Source organism: Stenotrophomonas maltophilia R551-3 (genome assembly GCF_000020665.1).
Lineage (GTDB): Bacteria > Pseudomonadota > Gammaproteobacteria > Xanthomonadales > Xanthomonadaceae > Stenotrophomonas > Stenotrophomonas maltophilia_L.
Window position 1 is genome coordinate 1,679,395 of sequence record NC_011071.1, and the last position, 21,929, is coordinate 1,701,323.

The 21,929-nt window shown below is 66.3% G+C and carries 15 protein-coding genes; 8 read left to right on the plus strand and 7 right to left on the minus strand.

Annotation, left to right across the window (positions count from 1 at the left end; all coding sequences use genetic code 11):
• Positions 1–134 precede the first annotated feature (134 nt).
• Positions 135–434, minus strand: coding sequence for a hypothetical protein (locus SMAL_RS07670; protein WP_004152961.1), 300 nt, complete (start codon positions 432–434; stop codon positions 135–137).
• 138 nt (positions 435–572) lie between these two features.
• Here SMAL_RS07670 and SMAL_RS07675 point away from each other — a divergent pair, with 138 nt between their 5' ends.
• The 4 genes from SMAL_RS07675 (at position 573) to SMAL_RS07690 (ending at position 6,788) form a co-directional block, all read left to right on the plus strand.
• On the plus strand, positions 573–1,088 hold the full coding sequence (locus tag SMAL_RS07675) for an RNA polymerase sigma factor (protein WP_004152962.1): 516 nt from the start codon (positions 573–575) through the stop codon (positions 1,086–1,088).
• A complete protein-coding gene (locus tag SMAL_RS07680; protein ID WP_012510678.1) occupies positions 1,085–2,107 on the plus strand; it encodes a FecR family protein in 1,023 nt (340 codons plus the stop codon). The genes SMAL_RS07675 and SMAL_RS07680 overlap by 4 nt, the downstream gene beginning before the upstream one ends.
• A 141-nt stretch (positions 2,108–2,248) precedes the next feature.
• Positions 2,249–5,182: a TonB-dependent receptor gene (locus SMAL_RS07685; protein ID WP_012510679.1), complete on the plus strand. Its 2,934-nt coding sequence runs from the start codon at positions 2,249–2,251 to the stop codon at positions 5,180–5,182.
• Between the two features lie 10 nt (positions 5,183–5,192).
• Positions 5,193–6,788, plus strand: coding sequence for an alkaline phosphatase D family protein (locus tag SMAL_RS07690; protein ID WP_012510680.1), 1,596 nt, complete (start codon positions 5,193–5,195; stop codon positions 6,786–6,788).
• A 100-nt stretch (positions 6,789–6,888) separates the two neighbouring features.
• Here SMAL_RS07690 and SMAL_RS07695 read toward each other — a convergent pair whose 3' ends face one another.
• The 4 genes from SMAL_RS07695 to SMAL_RS07710 all read right to left on the minus strand — a co-directional run bounded on the left by SMAL_RS07695 (position 6,889) and on the right by SMAL_RS07710 (position 13,772).
• The gene (locus tag SMAL_RS07695; protein ID WP_012510681.1) at positions 6,889–8,997 is read right to left on the minus strand and encodes a phosphocholine-specific phospholipase C; all 2,109 of its coding nucleotides are present in this window, start codon (positions 8,995–8,997) and stop codon (positions 6,889–6,891) included.
• Positions 8,998–9,005: 8 nt separating this feature from the next.
• Positions 9,006–11,384, minus strand: a complete 2,379-nt coding sequence (locus tag SMAL_RS07700) for a TonB-dependent receptor domain-containing protein (RefSeq protein WP_012510682.1) — start codon at positions 11,382–11,384, stop codon at positions 9,006–9,008.
• A 118-nt stretch (positions 11,385–11,502) separates the two neighbouring features.
• Complete coding sequence (locus tag SMAL_RS07705) at positions 11,503–12,429, minus strand: c-type cytochrome (protein ID WP_012510683.1); 927 nt, start codon at positions 12,427–12,429, stop codon at positions 11,503–11,505.
• Positions 12,426–13,772: a c-type cytochrome gene (locus tag SMAL_RS07710; RefSeq protein ID WP_012510684.1), complete on the minus strand. Its 1,347-nt coding sequence runs from the start codon at positions 13,770–13,772 to the stop codon at positions 12,426–12,428. Before SMAL_RS07710 ends, SMAL_RS07705 begins: the two co-directional genes overlap by 4 nt.
• A gap of 185 nt (positions 13,773–13,957) precedes the next feature.
• On the opposite strand from SMAL_RS07710, the gene SMAL_RS07715 reads away from it, so the two are divergent.
• Positions 13,958–15,076 (plus strand): alpha/beta fold hydrolase, encoded by a 1,119-nt coding sequence (locus tag SMAL_RS07715; RefSeq protein WP_012510685.1) that lies wholly within the window; start codon positions 13,958–13,960, stop codon positions 15,074–15,076.
• Positions 15,077–15,157: 81 nt separating this feature from the next.
• On the opposite strand, the gene SMAL_RS07720 is transcribed toward SMAL_RS07715, so the two are convergent.
• On the minus strand, positions 15,158–16,297 hold the full coding sequence (locus tag SMAL_RS07720) for an MFS transporter (protein ID WP_012510686.1): 1,140 nt from the start codon (positions 16,295–16,297) through the stop codon (positions 15,158–15,160).
• Positions 16,298–16,481: 184 nt separating this feature from the next.
• On the opposite strand from SMAL_RS07720, the gene SMAL_RS07725 reads away from it, so the two are divergent.
• Both SMAL_RS07725 and SMAL_RS07730 read left to right on the plus strand, forming a co-directional pair.
• The gene (locus tag SMAL_RS07725; RefSeq protein WP_012510687.1) at positions 16,482–17,177 is read left to right on the plus strand and encodes an alpha/beta hydrolase; all 696 of its coding nucleotides are present in this window, start codon (positions 16,482–16,484) and stop codon (positions 17,175–17,177) included.
• Between the two features lie 147 nt (positions 17,178–17,324).
• Complete coding sequence (locus SMAL_RS07730; protein ID WP_012510688.1) at positions 17,325–19,523, plus strand: TonB-dependent siderophore receptor; 2,199 nt, start codon at positions 17,325–17,327, stop codon at positions 19,521–19,523.
• 116 nt (positions 19,524–19,639) lie between these two features.
• Here SMAL_RS07730 and SMAL_RS07735 read toward each other — a convergent pair whose 3' ends face one another.
• Positions 19,640–20,341, minus strand: coding sequence for a pirin family protein (locus SMAL_RS07735; RefSeq protein ID WP_012510689.1), 702 nt, complete (start codon positions 20,339–20,341; stop codon positions 19,640–19,642).
• Between the two features lie 140 nt (positions 20,342–20,481).
• Between SMAL_RS07735 and SMAL_RS07740 the strand changes: the two genes are divergently transcribed.
• Positions 20,482–21,402, plus strand: a complete 921-nt coding sequence (locus tag SMAL_RS07740; protein WP_012510690.1) for a LysR family transcriptional regulator — start codon at positions 20,482–20,484, stop codon at positions 21,400–21,402.
• Positions 21,403–21,929 lie beyond the last annotated feature (527 nt).

Below are 21,929 nucleotides of genomic sequence, written 5' to 3' on the forward strand. Positions count from 1 at the left end.
GTGGCGGTCACCGAGAAGACAAGCGTAGGCCGGGCCCCCGGGCTTCGATAGGCGGGCAGGGCTTGGGTCTCTGGCAAGCTGGGGTTGGCGCGGCGCGCCGTATCATGGGCGGGGGCGCTGGGTGCGGCCGCTGATCAGGCCGGGGACAGGCCCGGGAAGAACATCGGGATGACCGCCACGCCGATGCCCAGCAGGCACCAGGCCACGATCGGCAGCCAACCTGCGAGCTGCTGGCAACGTTCCGGCATCCGGCGCCCACCGATCCACAGCAGCAGGGTGAGCAGGCCGAGCGCGTAGGCGAGGGCGACGACTACCGGATGCACGTGGACGACCCGGCTGGGCGGCCACATCTGCTGCTGGTACGCGGTGGTGTGTGCGACCAGCAGCAGGAACAGCAGGCTGCTGAGGGTGTTGATGGCGGTGCGGGCGTTCATCGCGGGGCGCTCCTTGTGCCGGCTGCCGGAAATTGCAGGGGCGGCATTCTAGCGGCTGCGTGCCGGCAGTTGAAACGCCACTGTCATCGATGGCCGTCACCCTGCGGGGCTTTCCAGCCTCGGGGTGGTTGGTCGGCCGTGAACAGCGTGAGGATCTGGGAGAAGGGCTATGCCCTGCGGCGACGGCTGCTGCGTGGCTTCTTCCTGCGTCGCGGTTCGGCCAGCGAGGATGCCGAAGACCTGGCGCAGGAGGTCTACCTGCGCCTGCTGCGCAGCACCGGCGAGAATGCCGCAGCGATCGAGAATCCGGAAGCCTACCTGTTCGCCGTCGCGGCCAACCTGGCGCGCGAGCATGCACGCTCACGTTCGTCGCTGCCGCCGCTGGAAGACGTTGATCTACTGGCGGAAGTGCTGAAAAGCGAAGAAGACATCGAAGGCGAGTTCGAGCGCGCGCAGCGCTGGAACGGTATCCGCAGCACCATCGCTCGGCTGCCTGCGACGACGCGGCGGGTGATGGAGCTGCATTACCGCGACGGGCTGGACTGCCCGGCAATCAGCCAGCAGCTGCAGGTGTCGGTGCATATGGTGCGCAAGCATATCGGCAAGGGGCTGGAGGCCTGCAGGAAGGCGCTGGGCGCCAGGGAGATCAGATGAACTGGCATCCATTGCGTGCGGCCGACGATGAGATCGCCCGTGAGGCCGAGGACTGGTTCCTGCGCAATCGAGAGGGGAGTATGGGCGAGGCCGAGCGCGCTGCGTTCCTGCACTGGATGAAGCGTTCGCCCGAACACGTGCGCGCCTATATGCACGCTCTCACGCTGCACCGGCAGGTCGGTGCAGCGCTGCAATCGCCATTGCCTGAAGAGGCGCAGGCGCCGCCACGGCAGGCGGCCGCCAAGGTGGTGCCGCTGTTCGGTAGCGCACCCGCCGCGTCGCGCGCTGCACCGCGTCGCGGCCGCGCGCGCTGGTGGGCGGTGGCTGCCGCAGCCTGTGTCGCCCTGCTCGGCGTGGGCCTGGTTCCGCAGTTGATGCCCACCGAACAGCTGTACAGCGCCGACCATGGTGAACTGCGCGACCTGGTGCTGCCTGACCAGACCCAGGTGCGGCTCAACGCGGACAGCCGCCTGCGGGTACGCATGAGCTGGTTCATCCGCAAAGTGGAGCTGCTGCAGGGCGAGGCCACGTTCGACATCGCCCGCGACCGCCGTCCGTTCGAAGTGCAGGTGAACGGGCTGCAGATCCGTGACATCGGCACCGTATTCGACGTCTCGCGACGCCTGCAGGGCACGCGCATCGGCGTGGTCTCCGGCGAAGTGGAGGTGTGGAGCCAGGGCAGGGATGCAACGCGTCTTGCGCAGCTGGGCGAAGGCCGGGTGGTGCAGGTCGACGCGCGCAGCCATGCGGTGGAGTCGCTGGATGTACCGCTGTCGATGCTGCTGGACTGGCAGCAGCGCAAGGTGTCCTTCCTTGATGAGCGGCTGGATGAGGTGGCTGCCGCCTTCAACCGTCACAACCAGGTGCAGGTGCGCGTGCTGGACGAGGGTGCGGCAGCGGCACGGCTTTCCGGCAGCCTGGATGCACATCGCATTGGGGCTCTGCAGGCGTTCCTCGAACGCGATCCGCGCTTCGTCGTCCGCCGCGAGGGCGACACGATGCGGGTCGGCAGCCGCTGAGGCCGGCGTGGCCCTGCGCTGTCAGAAAAGATTCATCGAATCCGCGTTCTCCACTTCGGTGGAAGCGGGCTCTTACTTGGGAGAAGCCGCTGTCGAATCGCTCAGCGGCACCTGCTGCCTTCTCTCTTCCAAGGACCCGTGATGCGCAACACGCTCTACCTGTCAATCATCCTCGCCCTGTCTCCCTGCAGCGTACCGCTGGCAGCCGCGGCCACTGCCGATGGCCTCGAGGCGCGCGTGCCGGCTCCGATCGCGGCGCAGCCGCTGGCGCGTGCGCTGGAGCAGTTGTCGCGCAGTTCCGGCGTGCAGTTCCTGTACTCGGGCAGCGGTGAAGCACGCATGGCCGGGGCGGTGCCGCGTGGTGCGACCGTCAAGCAGGCACTGGACGCGCTGCTGGCAGGAACCGGCCTGGGCTACACCGTGGTGGACGGCAACGTCATCGCCATCGATCCGGCGCCCGCACGCAACGAACCGAAGCGGGCCGCGCCGAAGCCGCGCGAGGCCGAGGCGGTGGTGGCGCCGACCCTGGACACGGTGAAGGTGATTGCTGCACATGAGGTGATCGACCAGAAAAAGACCTCGCCGGTGATCAAGGATTCGGTGGTCTACGACGAGATGGACAGCTACGGCGACGAAACCCTGGCCGAGAGCCTGATGGCCGCGCCGGGGCTGAGCGCGGTGGAAGACGCCGGCGAGCCGCGTTACGTGACGGTGCGTGGCGTGCAGGCCAACCTCAACTACACGACGATCGATGGCATCGCGATTGCCAGTGTCGGTGGCAGTGGCTCGGGTGAGCGCATGAACAACCTGCAGCTGATCCCCAGCGACATTGGCACCCGTACCGACATCTACAAGAGCTTCAGTGCCGAGCAGGCGCCGGATGCCATCGGCGGCGTGATCGACATCATCAGCCGCAGCGCGTTCGACCGGTCCGGCAGGTACGTGTTCGCCGATATCGCCGGCATCTATTCCACCGCTGAAACCAACGTCGAGCGCAGCGCCGGCGGTGATCACAAGACCCTCGGCCACTTCGGCAAGAGCGCCAAGATGGTGTTCTCCAACCAGTTCGGCGCCGACCAGGAATTCGGCATCGTTGCGGTGGCCCGCTATGAGCAGCGCTCGCGCAACAGCGTCAAGCGCTGGGTGGAGTCGAACTACTACTACAACGACGCCGGCAAGTACCTCACCGACGGCACCACTGGGCCGGACGAGGCCAAGGGCTGGAACGGGCTGCGTGCGCCCGGCAATTTCAGTACCGGTACCTACACCAACTTCATCACCAATTTCGGTGGATCGGCCAAGCTGGAATGGAAACCGTCGGACGATCCGTTCTACGCGTCGCTGCTGCTGTACTCGTACCGGTTCTACGAGAACTCGACGATGAACAAGACCGACCTGTACGGCAACGCCAAGTTTCCGGTCCGCAACCAGACCAATGACAGCGGCACCACCCAGATCAACAGCATCTACATCAAGAACCGGCATGATCGTTGGGATCGCAGCAATCGCGGCGCCATCGCCAGCTTCAACTGGGACATTGGTGACCGTTCGCGGTTGACCCTGCGTGGCGGCCACACCGAAGAAACTTTCCACAACAGCCAGGTCTACTGGGGTGTGCGCGCTTATCCGAGCAACCTGTTCGTCGACTACGAGAACGACAGTCACGGCTTCCCCAACGCGGTGGCGGTGTCCGATTCCAGCCTGTTGACCAGCTCGGCCTTCAAGCTCAACCCGGCACAGGCCTATGTCTCGCCGCGTGATGCCAAGGAGAGCATCGACAACCTGCGCGCCGACTTCAGCTACAACATTGATGCCGATGCGCGCGGCTTCGGCCTGGCTGCCGGTGCCGAATACCGCCACCTGAAGATCTGGCAGGACATCGACTTCGACTACTTCAAGAGCAGCGCGACGCTGAACGACTATCTGTACCCCGGCTCGACACTGCTGGGCAGCGTGCCGGGCTTTCCGCTGATCGACAATCGCAAATGGAATGACGAACTCGCGCCCACGCTTGGCGGCAACGACGCGGCCTATCCGAATGCCGATTTCACCAGTGACTACAAGTACGTTGAGGACATCACCAATGCCTATGTCTCCGCGCACTATGCCTGGGATCGGCTGTTGCTGATCGGTGGCCTGCGCTACGACCACACCACCTTCGATGCATTCAGCCCTTTCAGTGATGATGGCGGTGCCACCTATACCTCCGCGTTCCGCAGGACCAGTGGTGGCTACAACAACCTGCTGCCGTCGTTGAACGCAACCTTCAAGCTGACCGACGACCAGCGCCTGCGATTCTCCGCCAGCCGAACGCTGGGCCGGCCGACACCCAGCAACATCGCCCAGGCCACCAGCACCAGCTGTGGCGATGACGAGGAGGGCAGAGGCTTCTGCACGATCAAACAGGGCAACGCCAACCTGCAGCCGCGCCGCTCCACTAACATCGACCTGGCCTGGGACCTGTATTTCAACGACAACAACGGCCTGGTCTCGGTCGCGCTGTTCGACAAAGTGATCAAGGACGACATCTACACCCTGACCACGTTCGAGAACGTGGGTGATACCCGCTACCGGGTCACCCAGCCGATGAACACCGACGCGTCCAAGCTGCGCGGCGTCGAGTTCGCGGTGGCCAACCGCAACCTGCAGTGGCGCCGCCAGCGCTTTGATATGTATTTCAACGCCACGCGGCTGGAAGGCCAGACCAACTACCGCATCAGTGATGGCAGCGAGCGCCGCCTGGACCGCCTGCTGTACCAGCCGGACTGGTCGCTCAATGGGTCGGTGATCTGGCGCATGCCATGGAAGAGCGCACAGCTGCGCATGTCCGGCACCTACCGCAGCCGGATGCTGGTCGACTTCGGTGATACCCAGTGGCTGGACTCGTACTACGACCCGTACATGACCTTCAACATGGCCTTCAGCCACAAGGTCAGCAAGCACGTGACGCTGAAGTACGAGGCCAAGAACCTGTTCAACACGCAGCCGACCTACAGCACTGGTCCCAACGGTCGCTTCCGCACCGAGATCGACGACTACGGCCGCTTCTTCTACTTCCACATCATCTACAACTGAGGGCGCACCCGTGGATACGATCAATCGCAGGCGATTCCTGGCCCTGGCCGGTCTGTCCGCCGCCGGCGCCTGGATGGGCACGGCACGGGCGCTGGCCGCGCAGACTGATGCCACCGCGCTGAACCCGCGCAACCTGCTGGCATCGCCGCGGTTCGCCAGTACACCGTTCACCCTGGGCGTGGCCTCGGGTGATCCCTCGGCCGATGGCATGGTGCTGTGGACACGCCTGGCAACGGAGCCGCTGGTGTTCGGTGGTGGCATGCCGACACAACCGATGGCGGTCCAGTGGCAGCTGGCGGCCGACGATGGCATGCGCAAAGTAGTGCGCCAGGGTTCGGCGATGGCCCACCCCGAGCTTGGCCATGCGGTGCACGTGGAGCTGGAAGGGCTGGCACCGGGCCGTCCGTACTGGTATCGCTTCAGCGTGGGCGGCCACGCCAGTGCCGTGGGCCACACCCGCACGCTGCCGCCAGCCAACGCTGCGGTGGATCGTGTCCGTTTTGCCGTGGCCGGTTGCCAGCACTATGAAGAGGGCCATTACACCGCGTGGCGGCGCATCGCCGAGGAGCCGCTGGACTTTGTCTTCCACTACGGCGACTACATCTACGAGGGCGCAAGCCAACCGGGCGCGCGCCGGATGAACGGCCAGCCGTTCACCAACCTGCGCAACCATGTAGGACCGCAGATCTACACGCTGGACGATTACCGTCGCCGCTACGCCCAGTACAAGAGCGATTCCGACCTGCAGGCCGCGCATGCGTCGGCGCCGTGGTTCGTCACCTTCGATGACCATGAAGTGGACAACAACTGGGCCGGTGCCGAGGACCAGGACGATACCCCCAGCGAGGTGTTCCTGCTGCGCCGCGCACAGGCATTCCAGGCTTACTACGAGAACATGCCGCTGCGCCGATCGGCGCTTCCCCGCAACGGCCACATGCAGATGTATCGGCGTGCCCGCTATGGCACGCTGATGGACCTGCACCTGCTCGACACCCGCCAGTACCGCAGCAAGCAGGTGAACATGGCGCTGCGTGAGGAAGTGGAATCACCGGCGCGCAGCATCGTCGGTGCGAAGCAGGAGCGCTGGCTGTTCGACGGACTGGCCGATGCCACGCCACGTTGGCACACCATCGCCCACCAAGTGGCACTGGGCAACTACATGCGCGAGAAGGATGGTGTGGTTCAGTCGTCCGACGACCAGTGGTCGGGCTATCTGGACAGCCGCCGGCGCCTGCTTGACCACATCCAGAAGGTTGGCTTCGGCAATGTAGTGACCGCCTGCGGCGACGCGCATCGGCACTACGCCAGCGACCTGGTGCAGGATCATCGTGATTCAGGCGTGGTCTCCAGCGAATTCCTCGCCACCTCGATCACCTCCGGTGCCGATGGCCAGGGCGTGGACGCGTATGCCGAGAACCAGCTGCGGCACAGTCCGCAATTAAGGGCGACCACCGACAAGCGTGGCTATGTGCTGTGCGATGTCACCCGTGATGCCTGGATCGGCGACATGAAAACGCTGGATACCGTGATGCAGCCGAACGGAACGGTGCAGAGCTGGAAGCGCTACGCGGTGGAGCACGGCCGGCCGGGGTTGCAGGAGGCCTGAATCTACCGGTCTACTCTGTAGAGCCGAGCCCATGCTCGGCTGCTCTTCGATAACTGACCGGAAAAGCAGCCGAGCATGGGCTCGGCTCTACAGAGATCCTTCAATCGTGCTCGAACCGCAATGGCTCGCTGCCCATCGCCGGGTCGCTGGTGCCGGGGCGACCATCCTCTGCGCGCCCGGCCAGACGCAGCATGCTCTCACCCGCGCCGACCTGCAGGTCATACCAGCCTGCAGTGGGTGTCGCGTCCCACGCCAACGCGGTCTCTGCATGCGCCGGCAGCGCCAGCGTCTGTTCCGGCATGTGCCCGGCATAGGCGCCTGCATGCACGCGCAGCTGCTGTGCGGCATCGCTGAGATTGCGCAGGCGCAGCCGCAGCTGGCCGTCGGCGCGCTCGACCGACGCCTGCACGACGGGCCCGTTGGCAGCGCCCTGGAAGTGACGGTGGAAGCCGTTCGGGCCCAGCAGCCACAGGTCATAGCGGCCATGGGCGTCCAGCGCCCAGCGTTCGCGCAGCGGCGTGCCCGGTACCAGCGTGTAGCGGCGTGGTACCGCTCCCAGCCGCAGCCGGTCGTAGACATGCAGCACCGCCGCTGCACCATCGCAGGACAGCGTCAGATCCACGCCCGATGCGCCGATCGCAGCAATCGATGCCTGCGGCCGGTAGGGCAGGGCACGCGCCGGGCGTACGCCGCTTTCCTGTTTCGCCGGCTTCAGTCCCTCCGGCAATGCCGGCACGGTGCGTCCCGGCAGGGCGGCAGCACGTGCGGCAACGGCGCTCACGTCGGGAAGGCCGCGTACGAACGGGCGGGTATCACGCTGGGCGAAGTCGAAGGCATTGCTGAGGTCACCGCAGACCGCGCGGCGCCACGGCGAGATGTCCGGTGCGGCCACGCCGAAGCGGTGTTCGATCAGGCGTATGACCGAGGTGTGGTCGTACACCTGCGAATCGACCCAGCCACCCCGGCTCCAGGGCGAGATCACGTACAGCGGCACGCGCGGGCCCAGTCCGTAGGGGCGTCCGCGTAGCTCGGCGGCGTCGTACTTCTCATCCCCCGGTGCCGGATGGCGGTGGTACTCGCCCTCGGTGCTGACCGAAGACGCACCCGCCCAGCCACCGTTTTCCGGTGAAGGTGGTGCCGGTGGCGGCATGTGGTCGAAGAAGCCGTCGTTCTCGTCGAACATCAGCAGCAGGGCGGTGCGGCTCCAGACCTCCGGATCGGCGGTCAGTGCATCCAGCACGCGAGCGGTATAGGCCGCGCCGTGGGCCGGGCTGGAAGGGCCGGGATGCTCGCTGCCGGCCGCGTCGGCGATGATGAAGCTGACCTGCGGCAGGCGCCCATCGACCACGTCCTGGCGCAGTTGTGCCAGCCCACGCGTGCTGACCCCACGCGCGCGCAGCTGCGGGTCATGCCCCGGCGCAGCACGGTAGGCCTGGCGGAAAGACTCGAAGCCGGCCAGTGGGTTGTCGGTGAAGTTGTCAGCCATGTCCTGGTAGATCTGCCAGGACACCCCGGCCTTCTGCAGGCGTTCGACATAGCTGCTCCATCGGTACGACGCCGGATGCCCGCCATGTTCCGGGAAGTTGTCGTGCGAGTTGGCGATCACCGGGCCACCGGCGCGCGCGGCCGCATCGTTGTGGCCCGTCCACAGGAACACCCGGTTCGGGTTGGTCCCGGCCTGCATCGCGCAGTGGTAGGCGTCGCAGATCGTGAAGGCATCGGCCAGGGCAAACTGGAAGGGCAGGTCGCTGCGCTGGAAGTAGCCCATCGAGTGGTTCTGCTTGGATTTCGGCCATTGCCCCATGCGTCCATGGTCCCAGGCGCGCTGTGCATCGGGCCAGGTATGCGGCGTGCCTTCCACCCGCATGTAGCCGAAGTGCGCAGCGGTATCCAGCGGGAACGGTGCGATCGCGCGCTGGCCGCTGGCATCGGGCTGCAGCCACAGGCTGCGCGCGCGGCCACCGGCCTGCAGCGCAGCGGCCGGGGCCACGAAGCGGTCGCCGAAGCCACGTACCCCCGGCAGCGTGCCGAAGTAGTGGTCGAACGAACGGTTCTCCTGCATGAACACCACGATGTGCTGCAGGTCTTCGAGGCTGCGCGTCTGCGCGGCGGGGGCGATCGCTGCGGCCCGGGCGATGCTGGGCAGCAGCGGGGAAAGGCCGGCGGCAGCGCCGGCCTGCAACAACCGGCGTCGGCCGATATCGGTCACGGGTTCACTCACAGGTCCACACGGAAGGAGATGCCGACGGTACGCGGTGCGCCGATGAAGGCGTTGTCGCGGCCATCCACCCCTGCAAGATACCGCTTGTCGGTGAGGTTGCTCACCACCAGGTTGGCACCCATGCCCTTCAGGCGCGGCGACAGGCCCTGCAGGTCGAAGCCGATATTGGCGTTGAACACGGTGGCCGAGGGCAGCTTGTTGACGTTGGCGGCATCGAGGTAGCGCGTGCCCAGGTAGCGGCCGGACAGGCCGAAGTTCCAGTTTTCGCCCTGCCAGTCGGCCGACAGCACCAGGGTCTGTTCGGGCTGTCCGATCACCTTGGCGCCGTCGACGATGCCCAGCTGGGTATCGCGCGCGGCATCGCCGCTGCCCAGGTACTTGGAGCGGTTGTAAGTGTAGGCAGCGTTGAGTCGCCAGCCATTGTCCCAGCCGTAGCCGAAGGCGGCTTCCAGGCCGTTGCTCTCAACGCCGCCGAAGTTCTCGTAGACGCCGTCGGTCTCGCCCAGGTAGTCGATGCCGCTGACAAAGCCGGCCGGCAGGTAGACGATGCGATTGTCGAACTTGATGTTGTACAGGGTGACCGACGCGGTCAGCGGCCAGCGGCTGATGCGCATGCCGACTTCGATGTTGTCGGCGGTTTCCGGTTCCACATTGCGGAAGCGCTGCGGATCGGTCTCGCCGAGCACGCCGGAAGGAATGGCGGCGAAGTTCTGCGAGAAGCCGGCAAACAATTCCATGCCTTCCACGCCCGGTGCCCAGGTGAAGCCGGTGGACAGCAGCGGATCGGACTTGGAATCGGATTTCACGTGCTCATTGGCACCGATCACGCGGCGGCGCGACTGGTCGACGAAGAACTGCTTCACGCCCAGGCGCGCGCTGAACGGGCCGAAGCGCGCGACATCCTCGACGTAGTACATCTGCTCATCAACCTTGTACTTGTCCTCGAACTGCACCCAGTACGGCTGGTGGTCGAAGGCGATGTCCTGGCCGACGTTGAGCAGGCGGTGCCAGTCGCGGCGCGCCGAGCGGTCCAGCTTCTCCACCCACAGGCCGCCACGGATCGTGTTGTCGACGGCACCGAAGGTCTGCCGCCACTCGACGTCGGCGGTCACGCCCTTGCGGTTGTTGTCGTAGTGGGTGTGGCGGTAGGACTGCGCGCCCAGCACGTTGCCGGCGTAGCAGTTCGGGTCGTACCCGGCAGTGAAGCCCAGCCGTGGGGTGCAGCTGGCCAGGCGCTGTGCGGCGCTGCCATCGGGATTGACGAAGAAGATCTGGCCGCGGTTGCTGCCGCCGTACACGGTCTTTCCACCGATGTACTCCGACTCCGGGCGACCGGCACCATCATCGCTGACCTGGGCCAGGTAGGGTGGCAGCCAGTCGCCACGACCCTCCATGCGGTGCCCGTAAGCCGCCACCGAGGCCTTGAAGCCGTTGCCGCCGTCGAAGGCCGCGCGCAGGTAGCCGAAGGTGTTCTCGCGCAGCGCACGCGAGCCGGAACGGTAGTTCTGGTCCAGGTACGGAATGCCGGTGAGGGTGCCGACCAGGTTGTCGCGGTCCGGGTTGGTGGCGAAGCCCTTCGGCGAGACGCTGGTGTACTCCGGCTCGTCGGCATCGTTGTAGGACAGGTAGCCGGTCAGGGTCCAACGGTCCAGTTCGGTGATGAACTTGCCGGCGATGTGGTCGTTGCTGGTCTTGCCGCTGCCGTCGATCCAGTCGTGCACGCGCGCGGAGGAAGCGCTGACCCAGGCGCGGGTATGGCCACCAAGCAGGCCGGTGTCGTAGCGCACGTAGTACTTGCGGGCCTCGTTGTCACCGGCGCCCACCACGAAACGCAGGCGGCTGTCCTGCAGCGGATCGCTGGTGAGGAAGTTGAGGGTGCCGCCGAGGGCCTCGTTCGAGCGCGAGGAGATGTCGGCGGTGCCCTGGCTGACTTCCACCGTTTCCAGATCGAGGGTGTCGATGTAGCGGTTGGCCAGCGAGCCGCCGCCGTAGCCCGAGCCGCCATTGGGCAGGCCATCGATGGTGGTGCCGATCTGCTGCGTATCGCGATTGGTGACGAAACCGCGCATGCTGATCTGCGTGCCCCACACCGACGAACCGGTGGCGTCGGCTTCACTGACCACCACCCCGGGTACTTCATTGAGTGCGTCGTTGACGCTGCTCATCACGGTCTGCCGGTTCAACGTTTCCGCACGTACCGAGGTCTTGGCGTAGCTGGTGGCCTGGCCAATCACCTGCACCTGGTCCAGGGTACGGGCATCGCTGCTGCGCGATTCGGCCGCGTCGCCCTGCGGTGCTTCGGCCAGGGCATCCAGTGCGGGGGCGATCAGCAGGGCAAGCAGGGAGACACGGGGAAAGCGCGCAATCGTTCGCATCGAGACCGGACCTTGAGGGGAGTGAAGCCCCGGAGTGTCGGCAGCGCCAATGACATCGGCATGACGCGCAGATGCAGGAACCGTGTTGTGTGACGGCCGGTGCCTGCGGCCGCCTGCCTCAGTAGCGCGCGTCCTTGGGTTTCGGGTCACGCGGCCAGTCCTTGGCCTTGTTGGCGAAATCCGGACGCGGCTGGTTGATGAAGTAGCTGGCGATGTCCACCGCATCCTGGTCGGGCATCACCTGCTGCCCCAGCGGGGGCTCGCGGGTCACCGCCGGTGGCATGTTGTGCTTGACGAAACCGGCGGCCTTGTACAGGCGCGCCATGCCGGCGCCGATGTTGAAGCTGTGGTCACCCCACAGCGGCGGGAAGGCGATATCACCGCTGGCATCACGTCGGCCTTCGCCGTTGTCACCATGACAGGAGGCGCATTGCGCGGCGTACAGCGCCTGGCCGCGGATCGGATCAGGTGTCAGTGAGCTGTCGATCGGCCCTTCGCTGGGTGCCGCCACGCGCGCGCCTTCGGGAACGGGGCGGTTCAACCAGGTCATGTATTCCAGCATGGCGCGCATTTCCGGCGCGTCCTTGGCCAGCGGCTTGCCGTTCATCGAGCGCTGCAGGCAGCCGTTGATGCGCTCGGTCAGCCCGATCACCTTGCCCGGCCGTGGCATGTAGCGTGGGTAGGCACCACCACCCGTGTTGAAGTAGTGGTTGCCGAACGGCCGCTTGCCCTCGGCCATGTGGCACGAATTGCAGTTCAGATCGTTGCCGACGTTGTCCGGCAGCAGCCGCGCGGTCTCGTTGAGGAGGCGGCGGCCGAGCATCACCGACCCGGCATTGCCCAGCCCGGCAATTTCTTCGGCACTGGGGGCGTGGTACTGGCCGACCACCGTGCCCTGCGCATCGAGAATGTCGATCGTGCTGGCCACGGCGGCATCCAGGTCCGGGTACAGATGGCGATAGGCGAGGGTGCCGGCACCGGCCAGCAGCACGACAACGATCGCACTGCCGAGCAGCAGGCGGGAACGTTTGCGCGAACGCTTCATCGTGCAGCCTCCTGCGGAACGTAATGCACCGGCTTGTCACGCACCACCCGGCGCATCCTCGCCACGTCGACCTCGCTGACCGCGCTGGCCTGGTTGCCCCAGCTGTTGCGGATGAAGGTCAGGATCTGTGCCAGTTGTGCATTCGGCAGCTGCTCGAAACCGGGCATGGTGAACGCCATGCGGTCGTGCGGGGTATGCGGGGTGCGGCCCCCGATCAGGGTCACCTGCACCAGCGAACTGGGATCATCGGCGAACACGATCGAGTTGCCGGCCAGCGCCGGGTAGACCCGTGGCATGCCGCGGCCGTCGGCGCGATGGCAGGCCTGGCAATGCTCGGCATAGGCCAGCGAGCCGGCCACGCGATAGTCACCACTGCGCAGCGCGGCGGTGGTGGTGTTGGTACCCGGCGACCACTGTGCGCTGCGGCCCTCGCGCGCCGGCAGCTGTTTCAGGTAGCGGGCCATCGCCAACAGGTCGGCGTCGGACAGGTACTGGGTGCTGTGCTCGACCACATCGGCCATGCCACCGAAGGCCGCCGAGCGATCAGTGCGGCCGGTGCGCAGGAAGTCGACGATCTCGCCCTCGCTCCAACTGGCCAGGCCGGTCGATTCGTTGCGCAGGTTCTTCGCATACCAGCCTTCCAGCACCGAGCCGGACAAGTACTGGCGGCTGCCATCATCGGCCATCGCCTTTTCCTGGAACGCCAGGCCGCGTGGCGTGTGGCAGGCGCCGCAGTGGGCCAGGCCTTCCACCAGTTCGGCGCCGCGCTGCTGGCTGGCATCCAGCGACGGATCCGGGTTGAACGTACGCGGGCGTGCAAACAGCAGCTGCCACCAGGCCAGTGGCCAGCGCATGTTGGCCGGCCACGGAATCGTGCTGTCGGCGTTGTCCTGCTTCACCGGCTGCACCGAGCCCATGAAATAGGCGTACAGCGCCTTGATCTCGGCGTCGCTGGCGATCACGTACGAGGCGTATGGCATCGCCGGATACAGCGGCTGGCCATCGTGGCGGATGCCCCGGCGCACCGCGCGTTCGAAGTCGGCGTAATCGTAGGCACCGATGCCGGTGTCCGCATCGGGCGTGATGTTGGTCGAGTAGATCGTGCCCATCGGCGTCTGCATGCCCAGGCCACCGGCGAACGGCTTGCCGCCCGGCGCTGTGTGGCAGGCCGCGCAGTCGGCAGCACGCGACAGGTATTGCCCCTGCGCGATCAGCGCCGGATCGTGGATGTCGACCTGCGCCGCCTGTCGCAGTGCGAACCAGTAGGGCGTGGTGCGGGCGATGCCGTAGGCGGCGGCCACGGTGGCGGCCAGGGCAATGGCGAGCTTGAACGAGGTGCGCATGGCGGCACTGTGGGCAATCGCGCACGCGCGTTCATTGATCCGGATCAATGACTGAACGGATACAGCTTGTACACCAAGCTGAATCGTTCCTGCGTTGTCATCAAGCCGTCATCCGCGCGCGATAGATGGCCGGTCTATTGGGGCGTTAACGTCACAACTTGTCTGATTCACCCCTACGACGTGATATGAAGCGCCTGCTGCTGTTGCTGCTGGCGTGCGCCGGCCTGTGGCTGGCTGCATGCTCATCCTCGATCAATGCCTCGTCCACCTCGCTTGCCGATCGGCTGATCGCGCCGGGTGGCGTGTCGACCCTGCTTGATCGCCCGCGCATAGCCGCGGCCATCGCCGAACTGCCGAACCGCCATGGCTTCGCGCCGGGGCGCGATGGCGTGCCGATCTTCTGGCGCGTGTTCGATCCGGGCAACTATGGTGCGCGCTATCACTACCTGCCGCAGCGCCACGAGAATGGCCTGCCGCTGGATACCGGCTTGAGCCTGGCCGTGCCACAGCCCTTCCACGCGCAGGCACCGCGCGGCACCGTGGTGCTGCTGCACGGCTGGATGATGAATGGTGATTCGATGCTGCCGTGGTCGCTGCAGCTGGCGGAGTCCGGCTACCGCGTGGTCACCCTCGACCTGCGCAACCACGGCCAGTCCGGTGCCGGTCCGTCCGGCTATGGCACCTATGAATCGGATGACGTGGTCGATGTAATCAGCGAGCTGCGTGCACGTGGTGAAGTGACCGGCCCGCTGTACCTGTTCGGCGTGTCCTATGGCGCCGCCACAGCGGTATTCACCGCCGACAAGCTCGGCGACCAGGTGGAAGGCGTGGTAGCGATGGAGTCGTTCGCCAATGCCGGCGTGGCCATCCGCACGATGATCCCGCACCTGATGGGACTGCAGCCGGAAGGGTTGAAGGCGCAGGCGGTAGCCTCCTACGCGCGCTGGCGTTACGGTGGCCAGGACATCGACCAGGTGGTCGCCGCGGCAAGCCGCCGCATCGACGTCGATCTCGACCGTGTGGATGTGGCGCGCGCGCTGGCCGATACCCGCGCCTGCGTACTGCTGCTGCACGGGCAGGGCGACCAGCACATCCCGGTCAGCCAGGGCCGCGAACTGGCGCAGGCCAATCCGCGCGCGCACTACATCGAGATGCGCGGCGAGGACCACATCACCCTGCCGTTGCGGCTGGACCTGCTGGCCGGTGTGGTCGACGACTGGATGGCGCGCGACGAGCACCATCCGCAGAGTGCCTGCCCGGCTCCCCAGCTGCCGGCCCAGGCCGAGTGGCTGACGCGCAGCTGAAAAAAGGGGACGGAGGGGATTAAGTCGTTTCCCGCACACCCAGGGCAGAAACGACTTAATCCCCTCCGTCCCCTTTTTCTGTCAGGGCAGGCGCCGTGCCAGTGAGCGCGCCGACGCGGCTACGCCCAGCAGCAGCGCGGCCACGCAGAGGAAGGCGAAGCCGAGGCTGGTGGCGTGTGCCAGTGCACCGATCGCTGCCGGGCCGGCGAGGATGCCGGCGTACCCCAGCGTGGTAACCGCAGTGATGGCGATGCTCTCCGGCATCACCCGCTGCTGGCCCGCCATGGAAAACAGCGCTGGCACGATGTTGGCGCAGCCCAGCCCGACCAGCACGTAGCCGGCCAGCGCCACCGGGAATGACGGCACCAGCGTGGCCAGGGTGAAACCGGCCGCAGCGGTGATGCCGCCGAAGACCATGGTGCGGGTGCGGCCCAGGCGCTCGACGATACCGTCGCCGAACAGGCGCATCGCGGTCATCGCCAGGGTGAACAGCGCGAAGCCGGCGCCAGCCTGGTCGCGTGGCACCTGCCGTACTTCGGCCAGGAACACGGCACTCCAGTCCAGCATCGAACCTTCGCCGAGGAACACCACGAAGGCCAGCACGCCGATGAACAGCACCACGCCATGTGGCAGTGCCAGCAGCGGCCCTTCGTGCAGGATCCGCTGTGGGCGCCAGTGAGGCGCCGACAGCGCCGCGACCAGCAGCAGTGCCGCCACCGAAACCAGCGCGGCCAGCCACAGCGGCGTACCCAGGATCAGCAGGCCGGTCATGCAGCCGGCACCGATAAAACCACCGATGCTGTAGAAGGCGTGGAAGCCGGACATCATCGCGCGCCCGGCGTCGCGTTCGACCGCCACCGCCTGCATGTTCACCGTGCAGTCCATCGCGCCCACGCCGGCACCGAATACGAACAGAGCAGCGCCCAGCGCGAAAGGCGAGGGCGCAAGCGCCAGCAGTGGCAATGCCAGCAGCACCATCGCGCAGGTCACCATCAGCAGCCGCCGGCAACCGAGGCGGCCGGTCAAGGCACCGGCCAACGGCATCGCCAGCAACGAGCCCAGGCCGAGGCACAGCAGTACCGCGCCGAGGCTGGCATCGGACAACCCGGCCTTGGCTTTTGCATAGGGCACCATCGGCGCCCAGGCGGCGGTGGCGAATCCGGGAATGAAGAAGGCGGCACGGGTGGCGTGCTGCTGGGCACGTGGGGATGAGGGCGTCATGCGCGGTGCGAAACTCCAAGGATCATCCATGAAAACGTTTTCAGGCGGGATCGGCAAGTGCCATGCGTGACATCGAGCGACGCATACGATTGCAGTGACCCGAATGCGTCACCGCTGATTAACGCCAAAGACGGACAGTAGCGACACGGTCGGCATTCCGCCGGCCGCTGCCGGAGATCCGTACATGAGCACGACACCGACCATCCTCCTCGTCCATGGTTTCTGGGGCGGGGCCGCACACTGGGCCAAAGTGATCCTGGAGCTGCATCGCAACGGCCATGACCGCGTGCAGGCGGTGGAACTGCCACTCACCTCGCTGGCCGATGATGCCGGCCGCACCCAGAAAATGATCCGGCAGATCGACGGGCCGGTGCTGCTGGTCGGCCACTCCTACGGCGGCGCGGTGATCAGCCAGGCCGGCAACGAGGCCAACGTGAAGGGCCTGGTCTACATCGCGGCGTTCGCCCCGGATGCCGGCGAGAGCCCCGGTGGCATCACCCAGCAGCATCTGCCGGAAGCGGCACCGAACCTGGCGCCGGACAGTGATGGTTACCTGTGGCTGCGTGCCGACACGTTCCATGAAAGCTTCTGCCAGGACCTGAGCGACGACGAAGGCCGGGTGATGGCGGTGACCCAGAAGGCACCGCTGGCCAGCACTTTCGGCGATGCAGTGAGCGACCCGGCGTGGAAGCACAAGCCGAGCTGGTACCAGCTGTCCCGCCACGACCGGATGATCGCGCCGGAGAACCAGAAGACCATGGCCGGACGGATGCAGCCCAAGCGCCTGCTGGAGCTGGATGCCAGCCATGCCTCGCTGGCCTCGAAGCCGGCCGAGGTGACCGCGTTGATTCTCGAGGCCTGTGCCGCTGTAGGCGGCTGATCCGGCGCCATCGCGCCGCGCGACGGCACACCGCACGACAGCCGGGGCGCAGGGGAGTAAACTCCTGCGCCTGCGGCCATCCGGCCTCATTCCCATCCCGCCTCCAGCCGCCGCCAGAGGATCCCACCCGATCGTGGAGGTCCCGTCGTGTCGTCTGTGCCTGTCCGTTTTCCGCTCCCGTTTCCACGTCGCCTGCCGCTGTCGCATGCGCTGGCCCAGGGCCTGCTGCTGCTTGCGCTGAGCGGCGGCACCGCGGCCGCCCAGTCCTCCCAGGACGAGGACAAGGCCAAGCCGGCGCCCGCCTCGCAGACCCTGCAGACCGTACAGGTCACCGCCAACCAGCTCGGCACCATCACCGAAGGCAGCGGCGCCTACACGCCGGGCACCATCGCCACCGCCACCCGGCTGGTGCTGACCCCGCGGCAGACCCCGCAGACCATCAGCGTGATCACCCGCGCACAGATGGACGACTTCGGCCTGGACGGCATCGATGACGTGATGCGGGTGACCCCGGGCATCAGCATCGTGACCTACGACAGCGAGCGCACCGAGTACTACGCGCGCGGATTCGCCGTGCAGAACTTCCAGTACGACGGCATCCCGATGTCGCGCGACTCGGCCTATTCGGCCGGCAACACGCTCAGCGACACCGCCATCTACGACCGCATTGAAGTGCTCAAGGGCGCTACCGGCCTGCTGACCGGCATGGGCGATCCAGGCGCGACCATCAACCTGGTACGCAAGAAGCCGGGCAAGGACTTCGCCGGCAGTGCGACGCTGGGTGTGGGCCGCTGGGACGACTACCGCGCCGAGATCGATGTGGGCGGCCCGCTGACCGCCGATGGTCGTGTGCGTGGCCGTGCCGTTGGTGCCTGGCAGGACAAGCATTCCAATCTCGACTTCTACCAGCGCACCAGCAAGGTGGGCTACGCAGTGCTGGAGGCCGATGTGGGCGAGCGCACGCTGCTGACCGTGGGTGGCGATGCGATGGACAGCGACCCGAAGGGCTCGACCTGGGGTGGCATCCCTCTTCTGGACAGTGCCGGCAACTTCAATGACATGCCGCGTTCGTTCAACAACGGCACGCGCTGGAGTGGCTGGCGCCAGTATGTGCGCACCGGCTTCGCCACGCTCGAGCACACCTTCGCCAACGACTGGGTGGCCAAGCTGCAGCTCAACCACCAGGTCAACGGCTATGACGCGGCACTGGCCGGTGCCGCCGCCGGCAATCCCGATCCGTTGACCGGCGAGGGCGTCAGCCTGTGGCTCGGCAAGTACGTTGGCAAGACCGTCAGCAATGCGGCCGACTTCTACCTGAGCGGTCATTTCGGCCTGTTCGGCCGCGAGCATGAGCTGGTCGTCGGTGGCAGCGCCTCGCGCAAGCGCTGGACCAACACCGGCTACGGCCCGCAGGCGGGGTTCCCGGATACCGTGCCGGACTACAGAACCTGGAATGGCGACATTCCCGAGCCGGAGTGGCAGCGCAGCTACAGCAACAACGAAGTGACGCGTGAGAACGGCCTGTACGTGGTCGGCCGCTTCGACGTGGCCGATCCGTTGAAGGTGATCGTCGGCAGCCGCCTGGCCAGCTACCGCTCGCCGCAGACGCGCGAAACCGGCGTGTTCGTACCGTATGCCGGCGTGGTCTACGACCTTGGCGAGCACTATTCGGTGTATGCCAGCTACAGCACCATCTTCAAACCGCATAGCGAACGCGACGAGCAGGGCAAGGCACTGGATCCGCTGGAAGGCCGCAGCTACGAGATGGGCCTGAAGGCCGAGTTCCTCGATGGGCGCTTCAACGCCAGTGCGGCGCTGTTCCAGCTCGACCAGGACAACTTCGCCCAGCCCACCGGCGGCAAGACGCCGGACGGGCAGGATGCGTATCGCGCCCTGATGGGCGTGCGTACCAAGGGCTACGAGCTGGAAATGTCGGGCCAGCTGGCGGAAGGCTGGCAGGTGCAGGGTGGGTTCTCGCACAAGATCGCCCGCCAGGCTGGTGCCAAGGTCACCACGCTGGAGCCGGAAAACCAGTTCAGCCTGCACACCAGCTATCGCCTGCGTGGCGACTGGAAGGGCCTGACGCTGGGCGGTGGTGCGCGCTGGCAGGATTCCACTTTCGGCGAGATCACCAACCCGGCCACGCAGGCCAAGGTGGTGCATCGTACCCAACCCTACTGGCTGCTCGATGCAATGGCGCGCTATGAATTCAACGATCGTCTGTCGGCTACGCTCAACGTCAACAACCTGCTGGACAAGCGGTACTACACGATCTTCAGCTGGTACAGCACCTATACCTGGGGTGAGCCGCGCAACGTGCGCCTGGCGATGACGTACAAGTTCTGACGCCGGTGGTGCTGTAGAGCCGAGCCCACGCTCGGCTGGCTGTCAAACCGCAGCCGAGCATGGGCTCGGCCCTACAAATACGCCCGCGATGATTTTCGGCATCGCGGGCGTTGTCGTTACAGCGGCAGGTCGAACACCAGCACTTCGGCGTCGTTGCCGTTTTCCAGGGTCAGCTGTGCTTCGTCGCTGACCTGCAGTGCATCACCGGCTTCGAGGGTGATGCCATTGACCTGCAGCTGGCCTCGGGCTACCTGCACATAGGCGCCACGACCGTTGCCGAGGGCGTGGTGCAGCTTCTGGCCGCCATCGAGGATGGTGGCGAAGATGCGGGCATCCTGGTGGATGCGCAGCGAACCGTCGGCACCGTCCGGCGAGGCGATCAGGCGCAGCTGGCCGCGCTTGGTTTCCGGGGCGAAGTGGGTCTCTTCGTAGGACGGCGTGATGTTCTCCGCGTCCGGGAAGATCCAGATCTGCAGGAAGTGCACGGTCTCGTCGGCGGAGTGATTGAACTCGCTGTGGCTGACACCGCTGCCGGCACTCATGCGCTGCACGTCGCCGTAACGCAGCACCGAACCGGTGCCCATCGAGTCCTTGTGCTCCAGCGCGCCGCCCAGCACATAGGAAACGATCTCCATGTTGCTGTGGCTGTGGGTGCCGAAGCCCTGGCCGCCGATCACCTTGTCTTCGTTGATCACCCGCAGCGGGCCGAAGCTGACGTAGCGGGGGTCGTAGTAGTTGGCAAAGGAGAAGGTATGGCGCGAGGACAGCCAGCCATGCTCGGCCAGGCCACGGGTAGCGCTCTTGCGGATCTGCAGCATGATGGAATCTCCTTGTTCGATGGTTTCGATGGGGCGGGGTGGGCCGCTGGCCGCTGTGTTTCCCCGTTGGAGAGAAGTATCCGCTTGCGCCCCGGCTTTGAAAAACGGATAGTTTTGACAGCCATCATCGAAAAAATCGAATGCTCAAGCTCAGCCTCGATGCCCTGCAGATCCTGGATGCCATCGACCGCCGTGGTTCGTTCGCCGGCGCCGGCAAGGCCCTGCACAAGGTGCCCTCAACCATCTCCTACACCGTGGCCAAGCTGGAGGAGGATCTGGGCGTGCAGCTGTTCGACCGGGTCGGCCCGCGTGCCGAACCGACCGAGGCCGGCCGCGCGCTGCTGGAAGAGGGCAGGCACCTGCTGCGCGCCGCGCGCGAGCTGGAGCTGCGGGTGCGGCGAGTGGCCTCGGGCTGGGAGACCGAGCTGACGCTGGCGGTGGACTCGGTGTTCCCGACCTGGCTGCTCGGCCCGGACATCGCCGCCTTCCGTGAGGCCGAGGCGCCGACCCGGCTGCGGCTGATTGGCGAGGCCCTGTCCGGCACCTGGGAGGCCCTGCTGGACCGCCGTGCCGACCTGCTGGTCGGTGCGCCGGGCGAGGGGCCCAGTGGCGGTGGTTACGTGGTCGAGCCGCTGGGTACGGTGGAGTTCGTGTTCGCGGTCGCCCCCGGTCATCCGTTGGCTGCAGTGCCGGGTGTGCTCGGTCGCGAGCAGCTGGTCGAGCATTGCGCGATCGCGGTCTCCGATTCGGCACGGCGGCTGTTGCCGCGCACGGTCGGCCTGTTGATGGGACAGGAAATGCTCACGGTGCCGGACATGGCCAGCAAGCTGAAGCTGCAATGCGAGGGTGTGGGCTTCGGATTCCTGCCCGAGCCGTGCGCACGCGCTGCGGTGGCGCGTGGTCAGCTGGTGATCCGTGAGGTGGAGGAGCACAAGCCGGAAGAGACCTTCTGGCTGGCCTGGCGCACCGGTGAGGATGGCGCCGCACTGCGCTGGTGGCGCGAGCGCCTGCGCAGGCCGGAGCTGCTGTCGCAGTGGTGGCAGTCAATGGCACGGGGTTAGGGGTACGGCAGGGCTGCGCCCTGCACCCGCTACGAGCTGGAGCAACAGCAACAGCAACAGCAACAGCAACAGCAGAAGCTGGTTTCCTGAGGGATGGCGGGGTGGGTCCGGTTGCGGGGGACGCTGCAAGTACGTCCATGTAAGCTCGGTCGCCGCTTGCTCGTGTGCGCAGTCCTGCGCACACGGCAAGACCGGGGTTGGGCGTCCTGCCCAACCCGCCCGAGGCATGCCTCGGGCCCATGCGGCTCACGCCCCCGCAACCGGACCCACCCCGCCTTCGACAGTTTTCCGCGATCTGTCGGAACGGCGTACTGCTCTGGTAGGTGTCGACCTTGGTCGACACGGTAGATCCACGCCATGCGTGGATGAATTCATTCGATATCTGACAGATGTGTCGACCAAGGTCGACACCTACCAACAGCCGCGTGAACCTGTCGAAGGTGGGGCGGTGTCGGAGTGCGGGGTGTCAGCCGCATGGATGCGGCTGCCAAGCCTACAGGGACGTACTTGCGGCGTCCCCGCACTCC